Genomic DNA, 25,802 nt, shown 5'->3' on the forward strand with positions numbered 1-25,802 from the left:
CTTCTTCAAGATGTCCTAAAAGAAAGTAACAAAAAGATTCAAAAGTTAATTCGATGTCAACTACAACACTGGATTGCAGGCTTACCTAATTACATCAAGGTCTACCTGCCTATTTCAGTGAGCGAAAAGTTGAGTTATTAATAAAAACCTAAAGATAGAAAATTTTAGAAATAGATTAGCATTTTGGTTATTTCGTCGTATTTGGCGTAAGTGTCAAGGCAAAACCTTTTATCACTTACGCTCTTCTTCTGATGAAAAATAAACAACAAAAAATATATTTTATATTTGATATTTTTCCAACCTATTGTTTCCTTCATTAAGAACAATGATTCATTAAACATTTCCGTTATACCAATAAAAGCAAAAGTCGCTAAATTTTTTACCGCCTGTTGTAAATCCGTTTGGTTATTACCTGTTGCATACCTTGTTTGTAAATTCGAACAGCGCTTTTCTTTCAGAAAGTCTTCCAATTGAATGTTTTGAGGGAGTGTTTTCCTAATATATTTAGAAAAGTAATAATGTTAGTTCACACGTTTACTCGATTTCGTAAGATCGTAACATAACGATGAGGTCTAGTGGCTATTGCATTATTATGTTTACTTTGAAGGAGAGATATGATGAAGATCCTATATATTCCATCGGGTTATAAACAAACTTATCTTTACTTTGACGATTCAATTATTAAGGAACTAGTAAATTTAAAACATCAAGTTAAAGTATTTACTATAATGAGGGGAAGCATGGTGACACTTAGATCCATTTTGACCTCGTTCAAACCAGACCTAATCCTAACACTAGCTGGCTTAAAAATGCCTAGGTCGGCCCTAACCTTAATAAAACAAGTGAAAATTCCGATTGCGATATGGATGACAGAGGATCCATATTATACTGATAAAACATTAAAGTTTATTCACGATTACAATTATATATTCACCATCGAGTCTAGTAGTGTGAAACTGTATAAAGAATATGGACATAAAAATGTATATCATTTACCACTAGGAACAAACCCATCTATCTATGCACCTTCTAGTTCTAATAATTATAAATATGATATTTGTTTAGTTGGCTTTCCTTATCCAGAGCGAATTAAAACTATACAATTTCTTCTTGAAAACACCCCATATTCAATCCTAACAGTGGGAAGCACATGGCATCTAGCACTAGCAAAATATAAAACCACTAATAATTATGAATTTATTATAGGTTGGGTTGATCCCCGAACGGTAGCAACTTTGTACAACCAAACAAAGATTGTTCTAAACACGCATCGATCGTACCAATTCAAATATAACCTCAACAAAAAAGGAGTTTTTAATCGTAGCATTAATAATCGTACATTTGAAATAGCAAGTTGTGGAGCATTTCAGCTTACAGATCTAAAACCAGACCTCACAAAACATTTTATTGAAGGAAGTGAAATTGTTACGTTCTCATCCATGGACGACCTCCTAAAAAAAACAAACTATTATATAAAACATGAGACGGAAAGGAAGGAAATAACGAAACGAGCGAGACAAAGAGCACTTAAGGACCATACGTTTGGTAACAGGCTAAAGAAAATGTTAAAAATTATAGAAACTTCTATCTAAATGGAGATAGAAGCTTCTATATAAATAAAGGTTTTCAAATCAAAAATGAGAATAGAGTAATTTCATCCTGTTTCCAGTGACAATTACCAACTTCTCTTAGTACCTTGTAAAGGTAGTTCATAGATGATTATTTCCATAAACTTTCTAAATCCTTATTTATTAATTGAGAAAGTTTTTTTATATCTTTTCTATAAATTTCATACAGTTGGGTTCTTGTGTCTTCATTTATAAATAGGAGTTTATTATTGTCAGAGAGATCTACCTCCTTATTTTTTGAACTGAGGTAATAATTGTTATTTACTTTTAACCTATGCATTCCTTTATGAATTTCTTTATTATAATTTTTAGGGATAAACTGATTATCTACTTTCAAAAAATTGAAAGTATTTTCAAGTAATTGCTTTTTGTCATTTATAAAATCAGTTTCAAAAATGATAATTAAAAAGTTTTCAGGTTTAAAATATTCATACCATTTTAATAAATGTTCATAATAAAATCCCATATGAATTATTCCATGATGCCTGCCAACCTCTAAAATGTCACTACGTAATGATATTCTTCGTTTTTTACAATGATGGAGATAAGCTGATATTGCACGTTCAATTGGGTTCCGAAGTAATAATATAAATTTGGTAGAAGAACCTAAAGCTTTATAAACTTCTTTTGGAATATTATTTTCAAATCCATCAGGTTTATTGTTCCATTTTAAATATGCATCTGCATTCCAAAAGTAACTTGGGGTTGCTTCACCAATGGCTTTTTGTCCATTACTACTAGTAAACATTTCTTTATAATTATTTATATCTTCTTGATTATTTTTGGAGTAACTAAAATATTCTAGTTCTTTTTTATTAGGTAAAAATATATTTGGATGTTGATTTAACATATTATAAAGCCAAGTCGTTCCACATTTCTGGGCACCAATAATTAAAAAATTAGGTAAAACCATAAATGTTTCCCCCCCTATATTTCACAGTTCAATACTTCTGCTTTACCAACAGGTCAAAGTTTGATACTCTCCTAAGGCACATGATCACTTTTTTACTGGTAACTTAGATTATTAATTATCCCATCCAAAGTCCTGCCCTAAAACTTCGTATAATTTTTTGTTATATGGTTTGTAATATTCTATTAATCTTCTCCTAGTTTCTATTTCCATCTGTTGGTATGAGGCACTATTTTGATTGTTATACTCTTTTAATTCATAACTTGGAAGTCCTAGAAAGCTTATAACCTCCTTATACACCTTAGACGGATTAGAAAATAGATCTTCACTCTTAACAACTTTTAACTGCATTCTAGGAAAAAATTTTAACCATCTTTCTATTTGATTAACATATACTCCTCTCTTTAAATATGAAAATTCAGCCTGTTTAAGTTCCTTTTCAATAACTTCTTCAAAGGAAAAGCTTCGGTTTCCTAGTTGAAGTCGTTGTCTTCTCCTCAAGGCCATTTGATATTGTGAATATGCCCTATCGATTGGATTTCTTAATAAAGCAATAAGCTTAACTTGTGGCATAACAGAAAAAACTCTTTTGGGGACAAGGGGATGAAAAATATATTTTGGTGTTGCTTCCCCTGTTAAGATATATTTTTCTGTACTACTTAAAGAGGGAAATTGGGATATATACCAATCAAGACCCTTATTATAATTATTATCAAAGAAATGAATTTCTTTATTTTTACCAGGCTCTATATTTGGATGCTCAATTAGGTGGTTATAAAATGAAGTTGTACCACATTTTTGAGCCCCTATAATTAAAAAGTCAGGCATTCTTTGTTTCATAAAATGAATATTCACCCCCTGTTATTTTTGTACAATACCTAAAAAGAATTCAGCTTCAGACTTAGCTGCTGCTTCAATTGAGTAACTACTAGCTGTTTTAATTGCATTTCGAGAGAACTTAGTTTGAATTGAAGGGTCTTCTATTAATAGGCTAAGATATTTTATTACTTGATCTTTTTGTTGAATATTTACTAAAAAACTATTTTCATTATGAACTGCATACTCATTTATCCCTCCAATGTCTGGAAGAATCACACAACAACCTACCGACATTGCTTCTAATCCAGTACGACCAAACGCTTGATACGTAGAAAGGTCAATAAAGATATCCGTTTCTTTAAACAAACTTGCAACTTGATGTCTTTTTAAAATCCCATAATTATTAAATATGAAATTAGTACCAATTCCTAAACTTTTAAGTTCATAATTTGAACATCCAAATACTGAAATCTTTACTTTATTGCCATATTTCTCTTTTATTTCTTTTAATACTTGCATGGTTTCTTTTGGTGATCTTCTTGGAGTCTTTGGTCTAATCATTGCAGTAATACGGATTTGATTACTTTTACTTTTTTTATAGTGTGGATTAAATAGTGATTGGTCGAGACTTGGTTTTATTTTATGAACTTCAAGCCCATGATTTTTCTTTACCATATCGCAAATCCAGTCGGTTTTTGCAAACGCATGAATATTCGGTATAAGTTCATATGATTTTTGTGCTTCTATATGATTTAATTGATTTTCCTTAAAAAACCACGGTTCATAATCCTGAATATAATAAGCTGGCTTTATATGAGGTATTTTATCTATAATTTTTTTGAGGATTTTTACAGAAGAAAATATTGTCGCTACTACAATATCAAAGTGTTGGGAAATTCTAAGTAATTCGTTTTCATCACTATAAAACATTAAATATTTTGTTGCCTCAGGATAATTATCATAATAATCTTTCTTTAATTTTTCTTTAGTGGCTACTTTTGCATTAATATTTAAACCTTGTAATCCAATAGTTTCTTGAATAACAGAGTGAACTCCGCCTCCCCCAGATTTTACAGGTAAAATAAACAGTATGGAAGGATCGTGATTTTTAGGTATTTTATTTAATTCTTTCTTCATATTACTTCTTAATAAGCTTAAGTGTTCATTAGATTTTAAAGCTTGAGTTCCCATTCTTATTTCATCTATACTATATTTTTTCATTAATAGCTGATTCGCATACGTTTTTAATATTTTTCTTTTATTTATTGTATAACTCTTTGACTTTTTGTGATAAATAAAGCAATCATCGGATACCTTTAGCTTAAAACCTGCACCTACTGCTCGTAAGCAATAATCATTTTCTTCTCCATACCCTTTTGCAAATGTATCTTGATCAAAATAGCCTATGGTATTTATTACTTCTCTCTTGATCATTAAACAAAATCCATTTAAAAAAGAGACTTCAGGATAACTTTTTAATGATGCTTTTTCAACAACTCTAGATTGCTCTTCTACTGTTAAATTCAAAAGATTAGTTGCCCAATCATTATTTTCAATTACTTCAGGAACTGATTGCCAAGATGCAGCATTTGAAACTGGTCCTATAATTCCAACTTTGCTTTCAGTTTCTATACATTGAATAAGTTTCTCTAGCCAACGTAAAGTTACGATTGTATCACTGTTTAATAAAACGCAATAATTTGCCTTCGATAACTTTAATCCTTGATTTGCTGCTTTTGTATACCCTACTGCATGTTTATTTCTAATTAATTGAACTGAATATTTATTTGCAAAAGATTTCAAAAATTTTTCAGTTTGTTGATCACTACCGTCATCAATAACAATTAAATTAAATGGAACAGTTTCCTTTGCAATCAAAGATTCTAAACATTCCTTTACATCGTTTAGCGCATTGTGTACACAAACAATAACATCTATATCTTTATTATTTATTTTTTTTATCCGCGGAGTACTTATATCTATAATATTCTTTATAATTGGGTTTTCTTCTACCTCTACTTTTTCCTTCTCTTGTACTTTTTTTAAACCAATATTATAGGAATTCCGTGTCCATATGTTAAAATCATCCTCTTTTAAATTCCAGCACCCATATAAACCGCGTTCACTGCCAGTTAAATTTTTATACATATTCTTTCTAATCTGAGATTGCTTCCTAGGATGATCCCAAATTCTAATTTCTCCTAAATAACCGTTAAAATAACCATATGGTTCAAGACCTCCAAATACACCAGATGCATACACCTCACTTTTTATACTTTTTAGACCTCTTTTAACTAACTTCCCATTTATAAATAAAAAGGGGACTTTATTTTTATATACAACTGCTACATGGGTCCAATCATGAATTTCCCTTTTATACACAAGAGTTGCAGGCAGGTAATTATTTGTATGTTCAAATACTGTAACCCCATTAGTTCCAACTGAAACTCCAGCTCCAGCAACATGATTTAATCCACCATGTCCAGGACCTATTACATAATTTTGCCCCCTTAAACCAGGTGTTCTAAGAAAAGTTTGTATGGAATTCTTGTGCTCAACTAACGGTTTTACCCAAAATTCATAAGTGAACGAATTTTTTATTCCTTTTATTAAAGGTTCACCTACTACCGTTTCCTTACCTGAAAAACGAATAAAACCTTTATTTAACAATTTTTACACCTCAATTTTAACTTTTAGATTATTAGTTAATTTACTTTTTAATTGAAATTTAATAAATATCGTCTTCACAAATATTTCATCTAATTTTTTATCATCTTTATACCTTTTTATTTAATTTATGTAAACATTGAAAGAATGATTGTACATATAACTAGCATTACTTCATATTAGCTATATTTAACGCTCTGTTAACGTTTTGGTTCACACGAGAGTACAAAATCAACGATCATCGATCATCGACAAAGTCCTTTAAAACAACCGTATAAAAAAACTAACCAATTATAAATTTTAACTAAAAAATTTATTGGGAGCCCTTTTGAGCTCTCTCTATAGCCCCGAAATGAACTTGGACAGCTCTAACTAGTTATTTTATAATAATATTAACTAAAGGAGCTGACTTACATCATGAAAAGAACAAGACATCCGAGAGAGTTTAAAATACAAGTTGCTAATGAGTCCATTGAAACAGGAAATGCAGCACTTGTTGCACGTCGTTACGAGCTTAGCCCTAACATGGTAAATCGTTGGGTAAAAGAATATAAAGATGGGAAGTTTGATGACCATGCTACCCATGGTGATACCACTCCCTTAGATACAAAACAGTTATCTCAAGAAAATGATCAACTTAAAAAATTACTCGGTGAAAAAGACCTAGAGATCGCAATACTTCGTGATCTTATAAAAAAGAAAAACCCTCACTTACTGAAAAACTTGAAATAGCTGATCGCTGGATTAACAAAGGTTACGCTGTTTCAACGGTGCTAAAAATACTTGGAATTCCTTGTTCCACCTACTATCCATGTATTCTATGCTTCTATTTGAAATCGTAGATTTCATCAATTTTGTTAGTTCATTTTGTACGTCGCCTTTAATTTTATTACAGATTGTTTGCCTTCCTTCGCAAGTGAAGGGTGTTATTGTTTGGCTAAAATTCATGTTGTTCGATGTTCGTACGTCACCAATTTGGTATAGATAAATTCCATTTATACAAAAAGTCTTACGTTTTGTTGTGTAGAATTTCTTAAAAGTTGGTGGTGCGTTTATCGGATATCCATATTTGGATATCCCCTTGAGACGATTTTTTGTGAAATGCATCAGTTCGAAAGAAAGTTGTGAGAACTCAATTCCTACGTGGGTTGCTTTTTGGAAATAGTTATGAATCCCCATAATAAAGCTATTAAATGCTTGCGCATTTTCAACGGTGGGGGATTTTTGTACTTGCTTGATTAACTCTCTGTATTTCTCTTTCAATTGGAGGTTTTTTTTCGCAACTATGCCTGTATTGGCAACCCTCTTGTTTTTCTTTGGTACTGCTTTTATTGTGAACCCTAGAAATTCTGACTGTTTCTTTCTTAGATTTACTACTTTTGATTTATCAGGTGAGATATCTAATTTAAGTCTATCTTTAAGATACAGTCGTACCGCATGGTACCATTTGAAAGCAGTTTTACTATCTCTGCAAAGTATCTTGAAATCATCTGCGTACCTTACGATATATCCTTCTTTAAGGTCAGTTCTTTTCAAAGCATTATATTTTGCTTGATTTCTGCTGTACTTCTTATTTGTTTCAAAGTTTTCCCATTGACCTGCTACCCATTGGTCTAGGTCATTTAGTACAACGTTAGATAATAGCGGAGAACTGAGTCCTCCTTGCGGTACGCCTTTATTGGGTATACCTTCACCGTCAATTTCTGCTTTGAGCATTTTACTAATAATACGAATGACTTTTCTATCCTGTATCCCAATATTCCATAATTGTTTTAATAGGACATTGTGATTAATATTATCGAAAAAGCCTTTAATATCAATATCTACAACATAGTGAAGTCCACTGATGTTGATTAAGTGCTGTACTCTTGCCATTGCATGATGTGTTGACCTTAGCGGTCTAAAACCATAACTGTGTTTGTAGAATTTAGCTTCTGCAATAGGTTCAAGTATCTGTTTGAAACATTGTTGAATAATCCTATCAACTATGCAGGGGATACCTAACGGTCTTTCTTTTCCGTTTGGCTTTGGGATAAGAACACGTCTTACTTTCTTTGGTCTATAGTTTTCTAGTTTTGAATTTATAAGGGTTACAATTTCAAGCTCTGACATTATTTTGATGTCATTTATTGTTCTTTCGTCTGTTCCTGCTGTTTTTGAACCTGTGTTACTCTTAATTGTTCTGTATGCTAGTAAAATATTTTCTCTGGATACGATTAAATTATATAAATTTTTGAAGGTACATTCTTTTTTTGCATCCTCGTGCAATTTTGTAAACGTATCTGTGAGATTGTAATATTCCCAAGTTCGCAAAGTCGTCTGCACTGTGGCAACCTCCATCATCAAGGTTGTTCCCACATCCTTACCCGACCAATGCAGTTCATTGTTGGAAAATTGATTGTTTCATAGATTAGACTTAGGGCTATTCCTCCATTTCCATTACAGAAATTTCATTAGTCATGCCCTTACTCTCACAAGGATAAATGTATTTCGGTATTACCTTATAACAACCGCTAGGTTGATAGACCTGTGCAGCGTCCCTTGCTTTCCCTGTTCCATTATTTTTAGCTGTACATCAATCCTTAGGTGCTTCCTTTGAGCCTGTAAGCTGGATACCGTCATTGTTCGGAATAACGTATTTCATAAGCCTCAGTCTTACTTTACGTCACTTACTCTAATAGCCTATATGGTATTAGACTACGTCTTTCAACGTATTCACGGTTTAGACCCGTACATTCAGAAGTTCGTCAGAGTGAATTCATTCTCACCATAGATTGTTTATAGCCACCCGACCTATCACACACCATATAACTCTGTTTAAGCAGTTACTTAGGTTTATTTCAGCCGACTTCACCTAACTTCATACCAGTTGAGCTATCACTCTTAGGCATGTAGGAGTATCAGTGAGATAGTTTCCAGAAAACATGACATCTATCATTCCTATCTTCAAAATAACAGTTAGACCGATATACAGTCCTTACATTTCATGCTTTTGCACTTATAGTAAAACAGTTCGTACGAGGCTCCTTGTCAAGCTACTTGGCCCTAGCGAAATATATTGAAAGAACGCATAAAAAACAAAAAGATAATAATAAGCAAGAATAAGAGAGCTTATGTCCAAAATTCGGGGGTTAATCCGCTCTCGCATCTCGGACACCCTTGTATAAGCTACTAATAAATTAATTTGTTTTTTTAAAATACTTTATTTTTTCTTTTTTAGTAACTCACTTCTTAGTTTAGATTGTTCAATTGCTAATAATTCGCAGTAATTAAGAAAGTTTTTCATGAAGCATACTTCATCTTTCTTTGTATATTTTATCTTTATATCCTGACAAAAGGATAAATTAATAGGCTGATGTTGTAGTTGTCGTTTAGATAATATATCATTCAATGAAATATTAGGTTGTTCTTTTATCCTATTAAACCACTTTTTCCACCGACGAGATGCCCGCTCTTTTCGATCATGTCTTGATAAATTGGCTAACCAACCTATAATTGCCTTTGATTTAAAATGATCATCTGAACGTATAGAGAAATGAGCTATTTTAAGATTTTTTAATGTCTCTCTATTTAAACTGTTTTCCTTAGGTAAAACACCATGATTACCTTGACGAATATTAATTGGGTACTTTTTAATAACTTCTTTTGTAAACACTACTTTAGGCGCAGGATTTTCATTGCTTTTATAAGTTATTCTTTTTGGCACAAAGAGTTCATTCAAATTATCAGAAGAATGTGGAAAGTAATTTTCACGTTGCAGGTAGTAAACTTTTTCTTGTTTAAGTTGATCTATAAAAGTTCTAGGATGATCTTTATTATTAGACGATACTAAAAACTCATCTGCATCTAATAGAAAAATAATATCTGGATTAAACTTTTGTAAAGTATCATATAAAATCTTAGTTGTTTTCTTCCCTTTAATAAACTCTAAACTTTCATCTTGAATGACTGTCAAAGGTAAACCTTCTGATCTTAGCTTCTCAAGAATATTAAATGTATTATCTGTACTTTTATTGTCTAAAATTACAATTCCATCAAATATTTTTAAATGATACCTTACAAAAGATTCAATAATATCCGCTTCATTTTTTACCATACTTATTAAAAAATACTTATTTTCCTTTTGGCTCATCTTTATCACCTTTCTTTTACTTGCTTTAAGTAAAGGCCAATGTCATTTTACAACATTTTTGATAACCCCCAAATGCTATAGTGCTTCATATTCCTCAAAAAAATTTAACCAATTAAGCCCTATATAATATTTTATGTGAGGCATACAAAAATGATTGTTTTTATAACTAGTTTATAGAAGGTGAAAAATGTGGAGGAAAAATCAAAAAAATAAGTTAAGGATGCACCTTAACCAATAATCTAAATGAATAATGTATAACCTAATATTTAGCGATTCCTAGTTTCCCAATTAAACCCTATGTTCGGGTCATTCCATGGAATTCTTTTTTCATCGGGATTTTTTGGATCATAGGACTTCGTAGTAAAATAAATAATCGATGCTGGCTTTTGACCTAGTACACGGTAACCGTGTGCCACACCTTTTGGAATAAGTAATACCATTGGATTTTCCTCACCCATATAGTACACATCTGTTTCTCTATACGTTTTTGAATCGCTTCTTAAATCATGTAAGACAACCTGAACATTTCCTGAGGGGAAAAACCAAACATCATCTTGTTCATCATGGTAATGAAATGCTTTAATAACGCCAGGGTAACTCATTGACCAAGAAGCTTGCCCAAAGCGCTCTAACAATTCATCGTCATCCCTTATAAGTTCAGCAAAAAAACCGCGATCATCACAGTGTTTTAGTAACTTTTTTACTTTCACACCTTCAATCACGTTGTAACTCCTCCCTTATAAATTCGATTATTGCTTCTTCCCAGTATCTTGGGATAGGAATGTCTTCTTTTTCTAGTTCTATATGCGCCAAAACAGAGTATGCTGGTCGAGGTGCTTTTGCACCATAAGCTTTTGTTGATATAGGCTTAATTAGATTAGAATCATAGCCAGCTATTTTAAAAATATGTCTGGCAAATGTAAACCAACTACATTGTCCTAAGTTGCTAACATGATAAATTCCATATCGCTTCTTAATTAATTGGAAAATAATTTTAGAAAGGTCTTTTGTATACGTAGGTGAGCCGATTTGATCATTAACAACATGGACTTCTTTCTTTTGTTCAGCTAGTTTAAGCATTGTTTTAGCGAAATTGTTCCCACCACTACCATAAAGCCAAGATGTTCTTATAATGTATGATTCTTCTATTGTTGATTGAACGATTTGTTCTCCAAGCCATTTACTCATTCCGTATACACTTTTCGGGTTAGGTGTATCTTCTTCAACATACGGAGCTCCTTTATCCCCACTAAAAACATAATCTGTGCTTATATATACCATTTTTGCATTTATCTCTTTTGCCTTTTTCGCTATATTAAGTGCTCCTAGACTATTGATATCAAAAGCTCTCTTTTGCTCTACTTCACATAGGTCAACAGCCGTATAAGCAGCAGCGTGAATAATAATATCTGGTGTTACAGAATGAATCACCTGGGACACTTCAGACCCCTTAGTAATATCTAACTGATCTTTTCCTAACGCAAAAACGTCTGCCACTTGTTTTCCATATAAAGCTAGGTCCTTTCCAAGCTGTCCATTAGCACCTGTAATTAAGACTCTCACAACTTGTCACCTACTTTGTTGACTATATTTAATTTTATACCACTCAATCGTCTGAAAAAGGCCTTCTCTAAATGTTACTTGTGGCTTCCAACCTAATTCCTTGTGGATTTTCCCCCAGTTAATGGCATATCTCCTATCATGTCCTTTTCGATCTTCAACATATTCAATTAAACGTTGATCTTTTCCCAAATAATCAAGAATTATTGTGATGACCTCTTTATTGGTTCTCTCATGTCCACCACCAATATTATATACTTCACCTGCTTCCCCATGCTCTAATACTTTATGGAGAGCGCGACAATGATCATCTACATATAACCAATCTCGAACATGAAGACCATCTCCATATAAAGGTATTTTTATATCATTTAAAGCATTAGTAACCGCTTTTGGAATAAACTTTTCTCTATGTTGCTTCGGACCATAATTATTGCTGCAACGAGTAATGATCAAAGGCAATTGATGAGTTTTATAAAAGGAGCGGACTAATAAATCAGCACTTGCTTTACTGGCAGAATATGAATTGTTTGGAAGTAAAGGGGAATGTTCTGTAAATGGTAGTTCATCTGTATTTAGGGAACCGTACACTTCATCGGTTGACACCTGTATCATTTTATTTGCTTTACCATTAAGAACAGCATATAGGAGATTAAGAGTTCCTTTTATATTTGTATTAACAAATGGATTGGCGTTTTCAATGCTGCGATCCACATGCGATTCTGCTGCAAAATTAATGATTGCACCATACTTTTGATCAAATGCATCAATTAAACTATTAGGATTACTAATATCACAATTGATGAAACGATAATTTGGATTTTGATCGAAATGCTTCATATTGTCAACATGACCTGCATAAGTTAGTGCATCTATATTTGTAATTGAGTAGCTTGAATTCTTTAACATGTATTCTATAAAGTTTGCCCCTATAAAACCAGCTCCGCCTGTAATTAAAAGGTTTTTATTCACTTTTCTCCCCCTTCTTAAATAAATTTTCCTCTAGTCTTTTATACACAAAAGTATTCGCTTGATAAAGTGACTCATGAGTACCTGCATCAACCCACCAGCCTTTTAAAACATCATATTGCAACTGCTTTTCTTTAATATACAAATTGTTTACATCTGTAATTTCTAGCTCCCCTCTTTCAGAAGGGCTTATCGCATCAATAAAATCAAACACTTGATTATCAAACATATATATTCCTGTTACACAGTATTGAGAGTTCGTTTTTTGGGGTTTTTCCATAATCGACTGTATGGAGTTGATTTGTTCATCTAAAATTGCAATTCCGTACCTTGATGGGTTAAGCACTTTTTTTAATAATACCCTTGCTCCTTTTTTTTGTTTATAATAATTTTGAATGTAAGGTACGAGTGACTCTTCAAAAATATTATCGGCAAGTATTGCAATAAACTTCTCATCCTTAACAAACGATTTAGCATATGCAATACCATCAGCAATTCCTTTAGCTGCTTCTTGTACTTTGTAACTAATATTCACTTGTAATTCCTGTCCATCTGCAAATAAGCAAATAAATGAACTTAAGTGCTCTTTATTTGTCAAAATTAGGATATCTGTGATCCCTGTTTCTCTAAGTTTCAGGATTGACCAATAAACCATCGGAAAAGGACCTACGGGAAGAAGGTGTTTATTTATGATTTTAGTAAAAGGCTTTAACCTTGTACCTCTTCCTCCAGCTAAAATAACCCCTTTCATTTCTTCACATCCTTTAGGACTGTAATACATTTTCTTTACATATCTTAGCTGTTAAAAATTCATTACCATAAACAACAAATCAGTAGAAGGAATGCCTTATACTCACTTTTATATTTAATCCATTTTTAGTTTTGTCATGTAAAAGATAATCGTTGATCTGATTTTTAACTCTTTTATACAAAAGCACATCCTCTTAAAATCAGCTATATCCCTACTTTCCCTTTCCAGTTTTACCCTTCTGTACTTTTTCCTTGTTAGTACTCTATTCTTAAAGTTAATGGAAAGAAAGTTGTCCATTTGAAAAAGGCTATTTTTTATAACGCATTTTTTGATGAAAATTAAAGTGACAATCATTTATTCGTATTTTTTGTTAGGTGTAGCGTTCATTAATCAATTTTTTCATTTTACTCACATTACCATTGCACTTTGCATAGCTCTGATACAATTGTTTATTGTTAATATAATTGGGGTTACCCTTCCCACCCACTTTTGGATGCCATAAATGGTAGATATATTCTGCTTCAATTCTTCTGTATCGACCACATAATGTGTTCATCGCATTCTTGAATGCGTCATCCTCTTTACCCCAACCTTTAAACCTCTCATCAAAGCCTCCAACTATATTAAAACTTTTGCGCCATAATACGATGAGTCCGCCTACAGATTTATAGGTTGAATTTCTTTTAAGTCGGTCATTATATTCTACTTTTATCGGTAAGGGCCATCTAGGTTCCATTTTCAAAAGCTGCGTAGTACTTGCTTCAGTGAGATCTAGACATTTACTATATGGAATTACCCAAGCATGATTGTTAAGCAAATTAATAGATTGAATAATAATTTGCGGATTATATACGATATCCGTATCAGCAATCACAAATACATCTTTTGTTGCTTTTTTTGCAGCCGTATTAATAGCTTTTGATTTATTAAAGAGCTTATCATGGTTCTCACCGATACATACTTCAATTTCAGGTAATACATTTTCATAAAACTTAAGCACCCATTTAAACGTATGAAATCTTATTCCCTTATCTGGCTTAAAAGGGATCAACACTGATACATTATTTAACATATTTACCCCTCCCCTTTAAAATATTAAATTTTGTGAGAGTTTGTGTATGCTAATAACTCCAATAACCTTCCATTCAAAGCCTATTCTTTACCATTTCTAATGGTAATATCTATAAACTCTATGAAAATAGATGTTTGAACTATCACTTTCTAATTAAATTAAGAATAAAATACTTTTACGAACACATTAATGATTAATGGGAGGCCTTAATGTGAAAATCATCCTCTTATCAGGTGGATCAGGAAAAAGGTTATGGCCCTTATCCAACTCTGTAAGATCAAAACAGTTTTTGAAAATATTAAATGACCACAATGATAAATACGAATCAATGGTACAAAGAATATGGAGAAAATTAGATGGATTAAATCTTACAGATCAAACGTACGTATCAACTGGTAAAATACAATCAGAAATTATGAAAAACCAGTTGGGTGAAAACGTCCCTATGATCATTGAACCAGAAAGAAGAGATACCTTTCCTGCAATTAGCCTAGCTTGCAGTTATTTATATTCGGAACAAAAAATAAGTTTAGACGAAGTTATTTGTGTGTTACCAGTCGACGCTTATGCTGAAGATGCATTTTACAAAAAATTAGAAGAATTAGAGAGAATAGTTAAACAGTCTTCCTATGATCTGGCTTTACTAGGAGTTAAACCATCGTATCCAGCTGAAAGCTATGGTTATATTGTTCCTGAGTGCCATTCACTCAATAAATTTGAACCAATGAATGTAAGTCATTTCGTGGAGAAACCAAAACAACATGAGGCTGAAAATTTAATTGCTAAGAATGCCCTATGGAATTGTGGTGTATTTGCTTTTAAACTTCAATTTATGATCTCTCTATTAAAAAAGAAGAACTACCCTACTAACTATAAAAAGTTATTAAAAATATACGAAGCACTTCCTAAAAATAGTTTTGATTATGAAGTCGTTGAAAAATGTCAAACTGCTGCCGTCATCCCTTTCTCTGGCGTGTGGAAAGATTTAGGTACATGGGATACGCTTTCTCATGAATTAAACACACCAATAATAGGAAAAGGAATCATCAGTTCCGATTCAATCAATACACACCTTATTAATGAATTAAATATACCTATTGTTGTATTGGGTCTATCAAACATCATTGTCGCTGCTAGTTCTGATGGAATTGTAGTCACAGACAAAGTAAAAAGCAGCCATATAAAAGAACTAATTAATAACATCCAACAAAGACCGATGTATGAGGAACGTCGCTGGGGTTGGTATAAGGTCCTAGATTATAGAGAAATTGATAATCAAAATGAAATTTTGACAAAAAGACTCGTACTAACTTCAGGTAAAAATTTAAGTTACCAACTGCACCATAAAAGAAGTGAATACTGGATTATTATAAGTGGCAGAGGAGAATTTGTACTGGATGGTAATCTTCGTCCTGTCAAGCCTGGGGATATGCTTCATATTCCTATAGGGGTAAAACATGCAATAAAAGCTCATTCAGATCTAGAAATCATTGAAGTACAAACAGGGACTGAGCTTATCGAGGAGGATATTGTTCGAATTTGCTTAACTTGGGAAGAAACATTAAAACATTGTATACCAAGTGTGAAAGATTGACTTCCTATACTAAAATTAACAGGAAATTTGGTGATTCATTTGTCGAAAAAAAAAGCGTTGATCACTGGGGTAACAGGTCAAGATGGTGCATATTTATCTGAGCTCTTATTAAGCAAAGGATACGAAGTACATGGTTTAAAACGACGTTCTTCTTTAATTAATACAGCTAGAATTGACCATCTATGAAGATATTCATATAGATAGTAAAAACTTTTATTTACACTATGGTGATTTAACCGACTCCACTAATCTAATTCGGATTATCCAAGAAATAATGCCCGATGAGGTATATTATTTAACAGCACAAAGCCATGTAATTAAATCCAGCTACACCAGTAATCATGATTTTTGACATTGACTCACCCATTTCTCTTTTTAATTCCTTGTTTAAACAGAACCTTTATAATAGTTTATGCAAACAATAATATTTTGTAGAGGATAAAAGGCTAACACAAAAGGACGGGAGCGAACTTTTGTGTTAGCCTTATTATTTCTACATATTAACGACTTTTGGAACTTTATGAACATTCATTTAACAATCTCCAGAATATTATCAATTGTCTTCCCTACACCTGGCGATCTCAATAAAAAATTTCAAAAAAATGGAACTTTTAAGGGATTTTTAATAGACTTTTGTCACTTCAATTTCTTCAGCTTAGTGTATTACAAAATTTAGTTTTTTAAAATATTTTTCTGGAAGAATAAATTTCATAATTCTGACCCCTAGTGTCACAACGGTTTAAAGCATGAAAAAAGGAGTACCTCCCCAAATACCGAATTTAGTGAGTAACTAGCAAACTAATTCGAATTGGAGGAAACCCCTTATGTCTATTGTACGACAAGAGAGCCTTTTTAGCATGCAAATTTGATTTTATTTGATTTAGAACCTACCCAACGTTATGATGAGATTTTTTCAGCGATTGGATTGATATCAATCCTATTCTTAACATTGTGGCAAAGAATTCACGTTTAGGGCGGCCTGTGGAATTGAACTACCCTGCAATGATTCAAGCGCTTGTGGTTCGAATAGTAGAGAGAATTCCTGAAATTCAACTCCTAGTAGAACGTTTAAAAAACGATCTAAAATTTAAAATGGATTGTGGATTTTTAGTTTCTGACTCTGTTCCTTCCGAATCTTCTTTTTCAGAATGATCACAAAGATTAAAGACACGAATGTTATTGAAAGTGTCAACTCTCAAATTGTTCTTGATGCCATCGATGAAGGGTTTATCAGTGATCCTAATGTAGCCATTGATGCAGGCCACTTTTAGGCTAGAGATCAAGCTCCTTCAAAAAAAGAAGAACCTAAGCCAAAAGCACAACCAAAGAAACGAGGTCGTAAACCAAAAGCAGAGCGTGAACAATGTTAAAGGAAAAAGAAGCACAAGAAGCGTCGTTGTCCATTTTTGAAATGAAAATTGAAGATCAGTTAGACGCTTCATACGATGAACTTCATGGTCAAATGCCCCTTGACCCTAAATGGGGTGTGAAGAAAATTAGTGAAGGAAAAAACGTTTTTTGGTTTGGTTATAAAGGTCTTGGCCGTTGAAACCAAAACCCAATTCATCTTACATGCCATGATGTCTTCGGGAAGTCTTAACGATGGAAAAGCAGCCATTCCATTATTAAAAGGGATCAAGAACCATCTTCCTGCCATTCAATTACGCTTTGACATGATGGATGCAGGATATGATTATGATGCCATTTATAAACAGGTTCATCGAATGAAAGGGTGTTCCATCATTGCTTATAAAAGAATGAATCAGAAACAATCGGCTTTGACGAGAATTTCGCTCCAACCAGTGTAAGAGAGCATGCTTATCGGTATGATAGTTTCAATAAGAAATATCAAACCTTAAAGTATACACTACCTAAAGAGTGTGCGGATTGCCCATTAGCGAAGGATTCTCTATGTCAAAAGGTCTATAAGATAAGGATAGAGATGGATTTACGTCGTTATAGTGCACCAGCACGTGGTTCAATAGCTTGGAAAGAACGTTTTAAGGAACGTAGTGCTGTTGAACATGTGATTGGATATCTGAAAGAATTCTTTCAATTAAACAATGTAAGATATCGAACAGGTAAGCGAGCGAAAGTTCATTTTGATTTAGTCACTATGGTTTACAACGGCATGAAATTAGCCAGCATGAGACTTGAACATAAGCATTCTACAACCGATTTATCAGTAGCTTAATTTTAAAAAAAGCGATGAAACTTTCATTCTGGAAGTCGGCTTTATTAAAAAGTTGAATTATTAAATTGGTTCGTAAAATTGATCAATATCCTAATTTACTTAATGTTTTACCATAACAAAACAAAATGTTTTCTTTTTGTTCTTCATTTAAAAATGTTTTCCAAATGTTTATCTTTCCTTGTCTTACAAATGGAATGTTGTGATTTGTATTTTTAAGTTGGTTATTCATATATTGCTGTTGCTTTTCAAGGGATTTCATATTACTAAATGAAGTCCACTTTATGGCTTGATTAATTTCTTCTTTTGTCCTACTTATATTTAAAAATCTTATAATTTTTAAAACCTCTGAATTAATATCGTTGATAAGATCTTCATATTTTAGTAATAAAAAGCCTTTTCGTATTTTGTCTTGATTATTTATCCATCCTAGAACATGATTTTCCCACCATGGACTATATTTAAGAAAATCATTAAAAAAATTATCAAAGCTTAAATTAAAGCCCTTAACATGTTTTAATTGAAAATAGTAATAAGAGATAACTACATCCCTTACATCTCTTACAATATAAATTACTTTTTGATACCTAGGATCGTATAATTCATGACTTTTTATAATTCTTGGAGAAGGGATACTTAATAAATCTTTTTCAGAATTCACATAAACATCAGGAATAAGAGATTCTATATTTAACCAATCAACCTTTTTATTAAAATACAAAGTTCCTATAAGAAATCTCAACCATGTATTCCCAGACTTAGGAAATGACACAAGAAATATATCACCCTCTTTAACTTTTATTGGTCGCTTTACCTGTTTGTTCATCTCTACCAACACCTTTTATAATAAGGAATAAATACTACCTATCTCATTCAACCATTAGAATTGTTTTTAACCTACTTTTACAAATATCTGAAAGTATTTAAATTTCTCATTTATTAGTGGTTATTAACAATCCAAAAATAGATTAGCGTTAAACAACTGTCTAAGGCCTTAAATATTATTAATCATTGAATTTGTAAACGTACTTTGGTAAAACAATATCTCCCATAATACAACCATTAACAAAGCGGAATGCTAAGTTAGTTTTATTAATATGGAAACTAGTATCTTTTTTATCCCAATTTGATCCTCTTCCATAATGAAGAATCATTTTATCTATAATATCAAATCTATAATCATCATTGTATTCGCGCTTTATTTCATCGGGTAGACAATGCATGTTATTATTTTTAGAATATATATGTGATGTATGTTGTATATATTTTATTTTTAATCTTTTATTTTGTTTTAACCAATAGTATAAAAACCCTCCGGTATCAGTCTTTTCACCCTCAACCAACCCATTCATAAAATTTATATTCTCTTTATTTGGTAGGTTATCCATCTTAAGAAATAATATATTAGGATATAAATATTTAACATGCCTTCTATATTGTGGAATACCCGCTAAATCATAACCATTTAAATATTTTTCAATGCTTGTTTCAGTTATAAAAAACATATCCGGATCGATTAAACAACATATACATTGCTTATCATGTATTATAATATTATGGAAGGCCCACTGAAGTAAGTATGCATGAGCCTCACTTGGGCTTTTTATATCAGTAAAGTGAGTAATTATATGTTTCACTCCTAAATTATCACAATTTTCTTTTATTTTGTTTCTAATAGAGTTATTTTTTCCATCATTAAAAACAATATATTCATAATCTTCTTTTATAAAATTTTTTATAGACTTAAATTGTAATGGGATAAAATCCGGTCTATTATAAGAAAACGTATATATTTTGACCTTCATAAAAACACCTCGGTAAAATTTTTTACACCATTCCTTTGAAAAGTAACTACAATGATACTGCTCATATGAAAAGGAAAATAAATTCATTTATTTAAACCTGTATTAAATTATAGTTCTAGCAATCTTTTCTTACTTTCTTTAAATAATTCAAAATCTCTTTCCAAGATAAAAATAGATAATCACTGTCTTCTTCTAACAGTTCTGAACCCATCTGAACCTCAATTAAATCCAAGTTTGTGACTCCTCTTAATGAATGTATCGTCTCTTTAGGTATATATATAACATCACCAGTCTGAAGATCACCTTTCTTCTTATCCAACACATATTCACCTTTTTCGTTTAAAACGATCCAAATTTCATTTCGCTTCAAATGCTTTTGATAGCTTAAATTCTTCCCTGATTTAATGAGAAGTCGCTTTATTAATACTTCATTCCCGTTTTCAAATTTGAAATGATCGAGTATACGATACCATCCCCAACGCCTCTCTCCATACATCGGTCGATCATCAAATTCTCCTATTAGTTCTTTAATTCTTGGACTCGCTTTTTTATCCGTTACTAAAATGCCATCTGGACTTACAGCAGCAACAATATTTGATACGCCTAATATGATGACCGGGATATCTAGTTCATTGACCATATGTGTGTTTTGGATTTCTTTGCTTAACTTCCCTTTCCCAGTTATATTTCCGGCCACTTCTTCAGTTAAGGTATTCAATGTTCAAAGGTCTTTCCAGCTTCCTTTATAAGGTAAAACTGTCATGCCTATAGTTTTTTCTACTACCTCATAATCGAAACTAATGTTAGGGAGTTGATCATAATTTTTGATTAATTGATAATAGTTTTTCGTTAGTCCTTTTTGATCCAAAATAGAAAGAATATACTCTAATTTAAAAGCAAATACTCCGCAATTCCATAACGCATTCTTTTGAATTAAAGTTTCTGCTTCCTGTTCAGACGGTTTTTCCCTAAAGCCTAATACTTTCAGATAATCCTTCTGTTTATCAATTGGTTGTGGAATGATGTAACCATACTTTACTGATGGATATGTCGGTTTTACACCAATTAACGCTAATTTTGTTTGAGATTCGTTGAGGACTCTTTTTAATTCTTTTATTTTTTCAAAAAAATAATCATTTACATAAGAATCCACAGGTAAAACTGCAACTACTTCATTTATATTTACCTTTTTTACTGTATATAAATAAGCAGCTGCAAGAGCAATTGCTGGAAAGGTATCACGCCTCTTTGGTTCTATAATCAACGGAACTGAACTGCCTAGTTGATTGTTAATCATATCAACCTGGCCCTTACTTGTTGCTATAACTGTCGATTCTGCTAATCCTACTGAAGTTAACTGACTCCAAATTCGCTCCAGCATGGATACCTTTTCACCTGCACTGTTTTCTAACACTTTTAGAAATTGTTTTGAACGTGCATCATTCGATAAAGGCCAAAGTCGCTTTCCAGATCCCCCCGACAATAATACAATATTCATCTTTATCATCCTTTAAAATTGATAAAGTCTACGAAAATAGCTTATTTATTTTTATTTTCGTTAAGGTAAAACAAGTAGGTTTTTAGAATTCCTTCTTTTAAACTTGTTTTTGGACGCCAGCCCCATTGTTCTTGCTTTTCGATACTAACCAACTTTTTTTTCATCCCAACTGGTTTTGAGAGGTTATGGTTGAAAACGCCGTTATAACCGATGACTTCGGCAACAGCTTGATAGTAAGCATTAATTGTGCAAGCGTAGCCTGTTCCGACGTTCATTAATGAGGGGAGTTCATTAAAGTTTTTTACAGCATGCATTAAACAATCTGCTAAATCGCCTGCATACAAATATTCTCTGCTGGCGAAGCCATCTCCCCAAATTTCAACCTCATTTTGACCTTTTATTTTTGCGTCGGTAATTTTTTGAATGACTCCAGGAAGCATATGTGAATTTTCAGGTCCAAACTTATCCCAACGTCCATAAAGATTACATGGTATTAACGTCTTAAATTTATAAGAGTGATCTTCTTGACTAATATAGGAACAGAGGCGTGCTATCGTATTTTTGGCCAGAGCATACCCTTCATTTGTTGGTTCAAGCTCTCCAGTCAGAAGGTCTTCTTCTATTAGTGGGTTTTCAGCATTACGAGGATACATGCAGGAGCTCCCTAAGTTAATTAACCTTTTTATTCCTGTTTGTCGAGCTGCCCAAACGATATTACGTCCCATATCAAGGTTTTCTAACAAATAGCGAACCGGCTCACGAATATTCGCCTGAATTCCACCTACTCTTCCAGCGGTATGAATAATAATATCAGGTTTATTTTCAATTAAGCATTTTTCAACTACCTGATAGTTTAATAAATTTAACTCAGAGCTAGAAGGGGCTAATATGGAATATAATTTTGCATCCGGATGTTCCAAAACATTCCTTCCTACCATTCCATTTCCACCAGTTAGTAAAATACGCAATTTATTTCACCCTCTCTATTCAAAATAATTTTTTGGTTTATACCCGCCATGTTTTAAATATTCCAACTTTCTAGCATTACTTAGATCAGAATCCATCATGTCTTTAATCAATGCCTTTAAATCATATTCAAGTTCCCAACCTAAAACCTTTTTTGCTTTAGTTGGATTTCCAAGCAGCAATTCAACTTCAGTCGGCCTGTAATATCTAGGATCAACAACAATAACTTCTTTTCCAATTGGAAGCTGATATAATGGATTAGAGCACAATTTAATATATCCTTTTTCTTCCTCTTCCTGCCCTTTAAATTTCAGTTCAATACCAACTTCACCAAATGCCATTTTCACAAAATCTCTTACACTTGTTTTTACACCTGTTGCGATTACAAAATCATCTGATTTATTGTGTTGAAGTATTAGCCACATTGCTCTTACATAATCTTTAGCATGACCCCAATCTCTTTCAGCATTAAGATTTCCTAAATAAAGTTTATCTTGAAGACCGAGAGCAATCCTTGAGGCAGCTCTTGTGATTTTTCTGGTGACAAATGTTTCCCCGCGAATAGGGCTTTCATGATTAAATAGAATTCCATTACTAGCAAACATGTTATATGCTTCACGGTAATTTACAGTGATCCAATAAGCATATAACTTTGCAGCAGCATATGGACTTCGAGGATAAAATGGCGTTTTTTCATTTTGCGGAATTTCTTGAACTAACCCATATAGTTCTGAGGAAGAAGCCTGATAAATTTTTGTCTTTTTTACAAGTCCAAGGATTCTAACCGCTTCTAGTATTCTCAGCGTACCTAGTGCATCGACATTTGCCGCATATTCAGGTGTTTCAAAGCTGACTTGAACGTGACTCATAGCACCTAAGTTATAGATTTCATCAGGCTGAACTTTCTGGATCACACTAATAATATTTGTCGAATCCGTTAAGTCACCGTAATGCAGAAAAAATCTTGACCCTTTTTCATGAGGATCTCGATAAAGATGATCAATCCTATCCGTATTAAACGTTGAACTTCTTCTTTTCAGTCCATGAACTATATACCCTTTTTTTAATAAAAATTCAGCTAAGTAAGCTCCATCCTGGCCAGTAATCCCTGTAATCAAAGCCGTTTTCATATAAGTTATCTCCTTTTCTAGCAAGAAAGAGTTTCCTCAAATTAAAAGTTTAAATCGGTTATATATATATTCGATAACAGTTAGATTGGTCATAAATAATCAAAAAATGTGCTCAGAAGTTTTAAAGTAAATATGTTAGCACACTAGTGTTGCACTAATTTAGACTAACTATTAAAAATACTCAAAATGTTCAATAAAGTTATTTTGTGCAAAGAAAAAGTCCTTTATAATGGATAAGTCAGGTGGTAATCCCCTCCAAATCCAATAATAAAGGACCAATCTCATGGATAAGATTACACGAAAAACTTCATTTAGACAATGGTTTTCACCAATAAATCTTCAACTATTTGAAGAACAGGTGAAAACATTGAAATTAGATTTCTATACAAAGAAACTCACTATGGAATCATTCTTGAAATTATTACTTTTTGCACAGCTGGAAGAGATAGAAAGTCTCCATGCGCTGAGTGATTGTCTGTTTGATGATCAACTGCAAAAGGTATTCATCTTAATTCAATCAGTATTTCTCAGCTTTCACGACGATTGAACGGTATGAATCCAGATTTATTTCACGTTATTTAAGGGCTGCATTGTGGAAACCAGCGCATATTTGGCTTCGAAAGATTGAAGGAAAAACCATTCCTTAAAGGGTTTTGTCGTCGTCGCACCAGTCTAACTGTAAATAAATTCCCAAATGGATGGAGCCACCTTTGATTGGGTATTTACCTTTTTGGCTCTAAACAAGAAGGTAATTAAACTGAAAATTAAAACAATTTTTATGCAACACTAGTGATGTTAGTATGTTTTTTTTAAATGAAGATCAACCTCTTCATGACATGCACTAGGAAGATAATTGATATAACAATCAACATCTATCCGATAACCTTCTTTAAACAACCGACTTAGTTCATTAGCGGAGTACTGTTTCTTTCCTCCGACTCTATTCCCCTTAAATTGGTTTTGTACTAAGTTAATCGGTGCTGAAAATGAAATAGAATGTTTTGGACATAAAAGAAATTTTCTATTGTTTAAAAACGTTTTACGTTGTCCAGATAACTGTGCTTCTAAACTGTTAGGATTTTGAAATGGAGATTTTTGTAATAATGGAATAATATCTGTGTTACGATAAAGTGAACTTGATACCTCTAATGAATATTGAAAATCATATTCGGCAATTGTCCAGTTATACTTGAATACATTATGTTCATTTTCAATAAAACGAGGTAATTTTTGAGGTTTATCTAACATATAACAATAAGTAGTATTTTCCCCCAGCCTTAATGAAAATCCAAGAGCATCTTGATGTTGTATTAAACATCCGTTTAAATTTTGAATTAAAAAACTTCTGACAAATAACGTATCATCCACTAGAAACAAAGTATTAGCATAATCTCTGATACAAGATAGTAACTGTTGTTTAAAGTTTACTTCTTTAATGAAAGTGACATTAGGATATTGTTTTATTAATTGTTCATATTGAGATTCAAATTCATGATTTGAAGTAATATAAAGTACCATTAAATTAACCTGATTGTAATCTTGGCAATGTAGATAAAATGATCGAAGACATGCTTCCAATTGCATGGGCCGATCTTTACTAAATATAACACCTACTGTTTGATTATTTTTTTGTTTTTCAAACTTTATTTGGTTCATTTTTTATTGATCTTCCTTTTTTCAAGTAATCGTTATTATAAAGGAAAAAATAGGCTCCCGGATAACAGCTTGGTTCTATATTACTTCCTCGGTACTTTTTTCTCACAATCCACAGCCGCCTGAACTCTTTGGAGTTATTGAAGGCATTGATGAAGATGTATAAGTTTGAAAATTATTATTCCTTTTAACCGATTTTGTTTTGCTGGAAAATATGCTCTAGAATGTACTCTAACCCTATTTTTCAAGGTGACCTCTAAACATTGTAATCACTTAATTCATTCTATGTTTGGAATTCTTTAAATGTCTATGCTCTTATCATTTTTAATGTTAATAACTCAACTTTCGCACCAATAAAAGTTCAATAAGTTCAACAAGTAGTAGTTGCTGACGTCATTGAAATACTTACATTGACACTAAAAATTTGCATGAAAAAACACCCATCTGTTTGGTATAG

The 25,802-nt window shown here is 32.3% G+C and carries 18 protein-coding genes and 4 pseudogenes; 6 read left to right on the forward strand and 16 right to left on the reverse strand.

Features of this window, described 5'->3' with window-relative positions; genetic code table 11:
• Positions 1-617: 617 nt before the first annotated feature.
• A complete protein-coding gene (locus tag J0N78_RS24390) occupies positions 618-1,592 on the forward strand; it encodes a CgeB family protein (RefSeq protein WP_209125683.1) in 975 nt (324 codons plus the stop codon).
• A gap of 127 nt (positions 1,593-1,719) precedes the next feature.
• Here J0N78_RS24390 and J0N78_RS24395 read toward each other — a convergent pair whose 3' ends face one another.
• The 3 genes from J0N78_RS24395 to J0N78_RS24405 form a co-directional block, all read right to left on the reverse strand.
• Positions 1,720-2,541 carry a sulfotransferase family protein gene (locus tag J0N78_RS24395; RefSeq protein ID WP_209125684.1) on the reverse strand — a complete coding sequence of 274 codons (822 nt, stop codon included), beginning with the start codon at positions 2,539-2,541 and terminating at the stop codon, positions 1,720-1,722.
• Positions 2,542-2,652: 111 nt separating this feature from the next.
• Positions 2,653-3,378, reverse strand: a complete 726-nt coding sequence (locus tag J0N78_RS24400; protein WP_209125685.1) for a sulfotransferase domain-containing protein — start codon at positions 3,376-3,378, stop codon at positions 2,653-2,655.
• A gap of 21 nt (positions 3,379-3,399) precedes the next feature.
• Entirely contained in the window at positions 3,400-6,027 is a 2,628-nt protein-coding gene (locus tag J0N78_RS24405) for a glycosyltransferase (protein ID WP_209125686.1), read from the reverse strand.
• A gap of 414 nt (positions 6,028-6,441) precedes the next feature.
• Here J0N78_RS24405 and J0N78_RS24410 point away from each other — a divergent pair, with 414 nt between their 5' ends.
• The gene (locus tag J0N78_RS24410; RefSeq protein WP_209125687.1) at positions 6,442-6,756 is read left to right on the forward strand and encodes a transposase; all 315 of its coding nucleotides are present in this window, start codon (positions 6,442-6,444) and stop codon (positions 6,754-6,756) included.
• 12 nt (positions 6,757-6,768) lie between these two features.
• Here J0N78_RS24410 and ltrA read toward each other — a convergent pair whose 3' ends face one another.
• The 7 genes from ltrA to J0N78_RS24445 all read right to left on the reverse strand — a co-directional run bounded on the left by ltrA (position 6,769) and on the right by J0N78_RS24445 (position 14,508).
• The gene (ltrA, locus tag J0N78_RS24415; protein WP_209125700.1) at positions 6,769-8,364 is read right to left on the reverse strand and encodes a group II intron reverse transcriptase/maturase; all 1,596 of its coding nucleotides are present in this window, start codon (positions 8,362-8,364) and stop codon (positions 6,769-6,771) included.
• 862 nt (positions 8,365-9,226) lie between these two features.
• Positions 9,227-10,156 carry a glycosyltransferase family 2 protein gene (locus J0N78_RS24420; protein ID WP_209125688.1) on the reverse strand — a complete coding sequence of 310 codons (930 nt, stop codon included), beginning with the start codon at positions 10,154-10,156 and terminating at the stop codon, positions 9,227-9,229.
• Between the two features lie 266 nt (positions 10,157-10,422).
• Positions 10,423-10,878, reverse strand: a complete 456-nt coding sequence (locus tag J0N78_RS24425; protein ID WP_209125689.1) for a dTDP-4-dehydrorhamnose 3,5-epimerase family protein — start codon at positions 10,876-10,878, stop codon at positions 10,423-10,425.
• Positions 10,871-11,719 (reverse strand): dTDP-4-dehydrorhamnose reductase, encoded by an 849-nt coding sequence (gene rfbD / locus J0N78_RS24430; RefSeq protein ID WP_209125690.1) that lies wholly within the window; start codon positions 11,717-11,719, stop codon positions 10,871-10,873. The genes J0N78_RS24425 and rfbD overlap by 8 nt, the downstream gene beginning before the upstream one ends.
• Before the next feature lie 6 nt (positions 11,720-11,725).
• A complete protein-coding gene (gene rfbB / locus J0N78_RS24435; RefSeq protein WP_209125691.1) occupies positions 11,726-12,688 on the reverse strand; it encodes a dTDP-glucose 4,6-dehydratase in 963 nt (320 codons plus the stop codon).
• Positions 12,681-13,436 carry a sugar phosphate nucleotidyltransferase gene (locus tag J0N78_RS24440; protein ID WP_209125692.1) on the reverse strand — a complete coding sequence of 252 codons (756 nt, stop codon included), beginning with the start codon at positions 13,434-13,436 and terminating at the stop codon, positions 12,681-12,683. The genes rfbB and J0N78_RS24440 overlap by 8 nt, the downstream gene beginning before the upstream one ends.
• Before the next feature lie 370 nt (positions 13,437-13,806).
• Entirely contained in the window at positions 13,807-14,508 is a 702-nt protein-coding gene (locus J0N78_RS24445; protein WP_209125693.1) for a galactosyltransferase-related protein, read from the reverse strand.
• Positions 14,509-14,719: 211 nt separating this feature from the next.
• On the opposite strand from J0N78_RS24445, the gene J0N78_RS24450 reads away from it, so the two are divergent.
• The 3 genes and pseudogenes from J0N78_RS24450 (at position 14,720) to J0N78_RS24460 (ending at position 18,296) form a co-directional block, all read left to right on the forward strand.
• Positions 14,720-16,102, forward strand: a complete 1,383-nt coding sequence (locus tag J0N78_RS24450) for a sugar phosphate nucleotidyltransferase (RefSeq protein ID WP_209125694.1) — start codon at positions 14,720-14,722, stop codon at positions 16,100-16,102.
• 39 nt (positions 16,103-16,141) lie between these two features.
• Positions 16,142-16,448: pseudogene (locus J0N78_RS24455) on the forward strand (GDP-mannose 4,6-dehydratase); the annotation flags it as partial.
• 478 nt (positions 16,449-16,926) lie between these two features.
• Positions 16,927-18,296: pseudogene (locus J0N78_RS24460) on the forward strand (transposase).
• A gap of 82 nt (positions 18,297-18,378) precedes the next feature.
• On the opposite strand, the gene J0N78_RS24465 reads toward J0N78_RS24460, so the two are convergent.
• From J0N78_RS24465 to gmd, 5 genes and pseudogenes are all read right to left on the reverse strand, one after another.
• Positions 18,379-19,119 (reverse strand): sulfotransferase domain-containing protein, encoded by a 741-nt coding sequence (locus tag J0N78_RS24465; RefSeq protein ID WP_209125695.1) that lies wholly within the window; start codon positions 19,117-19,119, stop codon positions 18,379-18,381.
• Between the two features lie 178 nt (positions 19,120-19,297).
• Complete coding sequence (locus tag J0N78_RS24470; RefSeq protein WP_209125696.1) at positions 19,298-20,098, reverse strand: hypothetical protein; 801 nt, start codon at positions 20,096-20,098, stop codon at positions 19,298-19,300.
• 115 nt (positions 20,099-20,213) lie between these two features.
• A pseudogene (locus J0N78_RS24475) lies at positions 20,214-21,596 on the reverse strand (sugar phosphate nucleotidyltransferase).
• Between the two features lie 41 nt (positions 21,597-21,637).
• Positions 21,638-22,564 carry an NAD-dependent epimerase/dehydratase family protein gene (locus J0N78_RS24480; RefSeq protein WP_209125697.1) on the reverse strand — a complete coding sequence of 309 codons (927 nt, stop codon included), beginning with the start codon at positions 22,562-22,564 and terminating at the stop codon, positions 21,638-21,640.
• Positions 22,565-22,579: 15 nt separating this feature from the next.
• A complete protein-coding gene (gene gmd, locus J0N78_RS24485) occupies positions 22,580-23,692 on the reverse strand; it encodes a GDP-mannose 4,6-dehydratase (RefSeq protein WP_209125698.1) in 1,113 nt (370 codons plus the stop codon).
• 283 nt (positions 23,693-23,975) lie between these two features.
• On the opposite strand from gmd, the pseudogene J0N78_RS24490 reads away from it, so the two are divergent.
• A pseudogene (locus tag J0N78_RS24490) lies at positions 23,976-24,262 on the forward strand (DUF4372 domain-containing protein); the annotation flags it as partial.
• A gap of 225 nt (positions 24,263-24,487) precedes the next feature.
• Here J0N78_RS24490 and J0N78_RS24495 read toward each other — a convergent pair.
• Positions 24,488-25,348, reverse strand: a complete 861-nt coding sequence (locus J0N78_RS24495) for a hypothetical protein (protein WP_209125699.1) — start codon at positions 25,346-25,348, stop codon at positions 24,488-24,490.
• Positions 25,349-25,802: the final 454 nt, after the last annotated feature.

The sequence above is a fragment of the Alkalihalobacillus sp. BA299 genome (assembly GCF_017745675.1).
Lineage (GTDB): Bacteria > Bacillota > Bacilli > Bacillales > Bacillaceae_F > Alkalihalobacterium.

Coding starts and splice junctions, on each gene's coding strand:
- J0N78_RS24390 (WP_209125683.1), top strand. CDS start 618: ATGAAGATCCTATATATTCCATCGGGTTATAAACAAACTTATCTTTAC.
- J0N78_RS24395 (WP_209125684.1), bottom strand. CDS start 2,541: ATGGTTTTACCTAATTTTTTAATTATTGGTGCCCAGAAATGTGGAACG.
- J0N78_RS24400 (WP_209125685.1), bottom strand. CDS start 3,378: ATGAAACAAAGAATGCCTGACTTTTTAATTATAGGGGCTCAAAAATGT.
- J0N78_RS24410 (WP_209125687.1), top strand. CDS start 6,442: ATGAAAAGAACAAGACATCCGAGAGAGTTTAAAATACAAGTTGCTAAT.
- ltrA (WP_209125700.1), bottom strand. CDS start 8,364: ATGGAGGTTGCCACAGTGCAGACGACTTTGCGAACTTGGGAATATTAC.
- J0N78_RS24420 (WP_209125688.1), bottom strand. CDS start 10,156: ATGAGCCAAAAGGAAAATAAGTATTTTTTAATAAGTATGGTAAAAAAT.
- J0N78_RS24440 (WP_209125692.1), bottom strand. CDS start 13,436: ATGAAAGGGGTTATTTTAGCTGGAGGAAGAGGTACAAGGTTAAAGCCT.
- J0N78_RS24445 (WP_209125693.1), bottom strand. CDS start 14,508: ATGTTAAATAATGTATCAGTGTTGATCCCTTTTAAGCCAGATAAGGGA.
- J0N78_RS24465 (WP_209125695.1), bottom strand. CDS start 19,119: ATGAACAAACAGGTAAAGCGACCAATAAAAGTTAAAGAGGGTGATATA.
- J0N78_RS24470 (WP_209125696.1), bottom strand. CDS start 20,098: ATGAAGGTCAAAATATATACGTTTTCTTATAATAGACCGGATTTTATC.
- gmd (WP_209125698.1), bottom strand. CDS start 23,692: ATGAAAACGGCTTTGATTACAGGGATTACTGGCCAGGATGGAGCTTAC.
- J0N78_RS24495 (WP_209125699.1), bottom strand. CDS start 25,348: ATGAACCAAATAAAGTTTGAAAAACAAAAAAATAATCAAACAGTAGGT.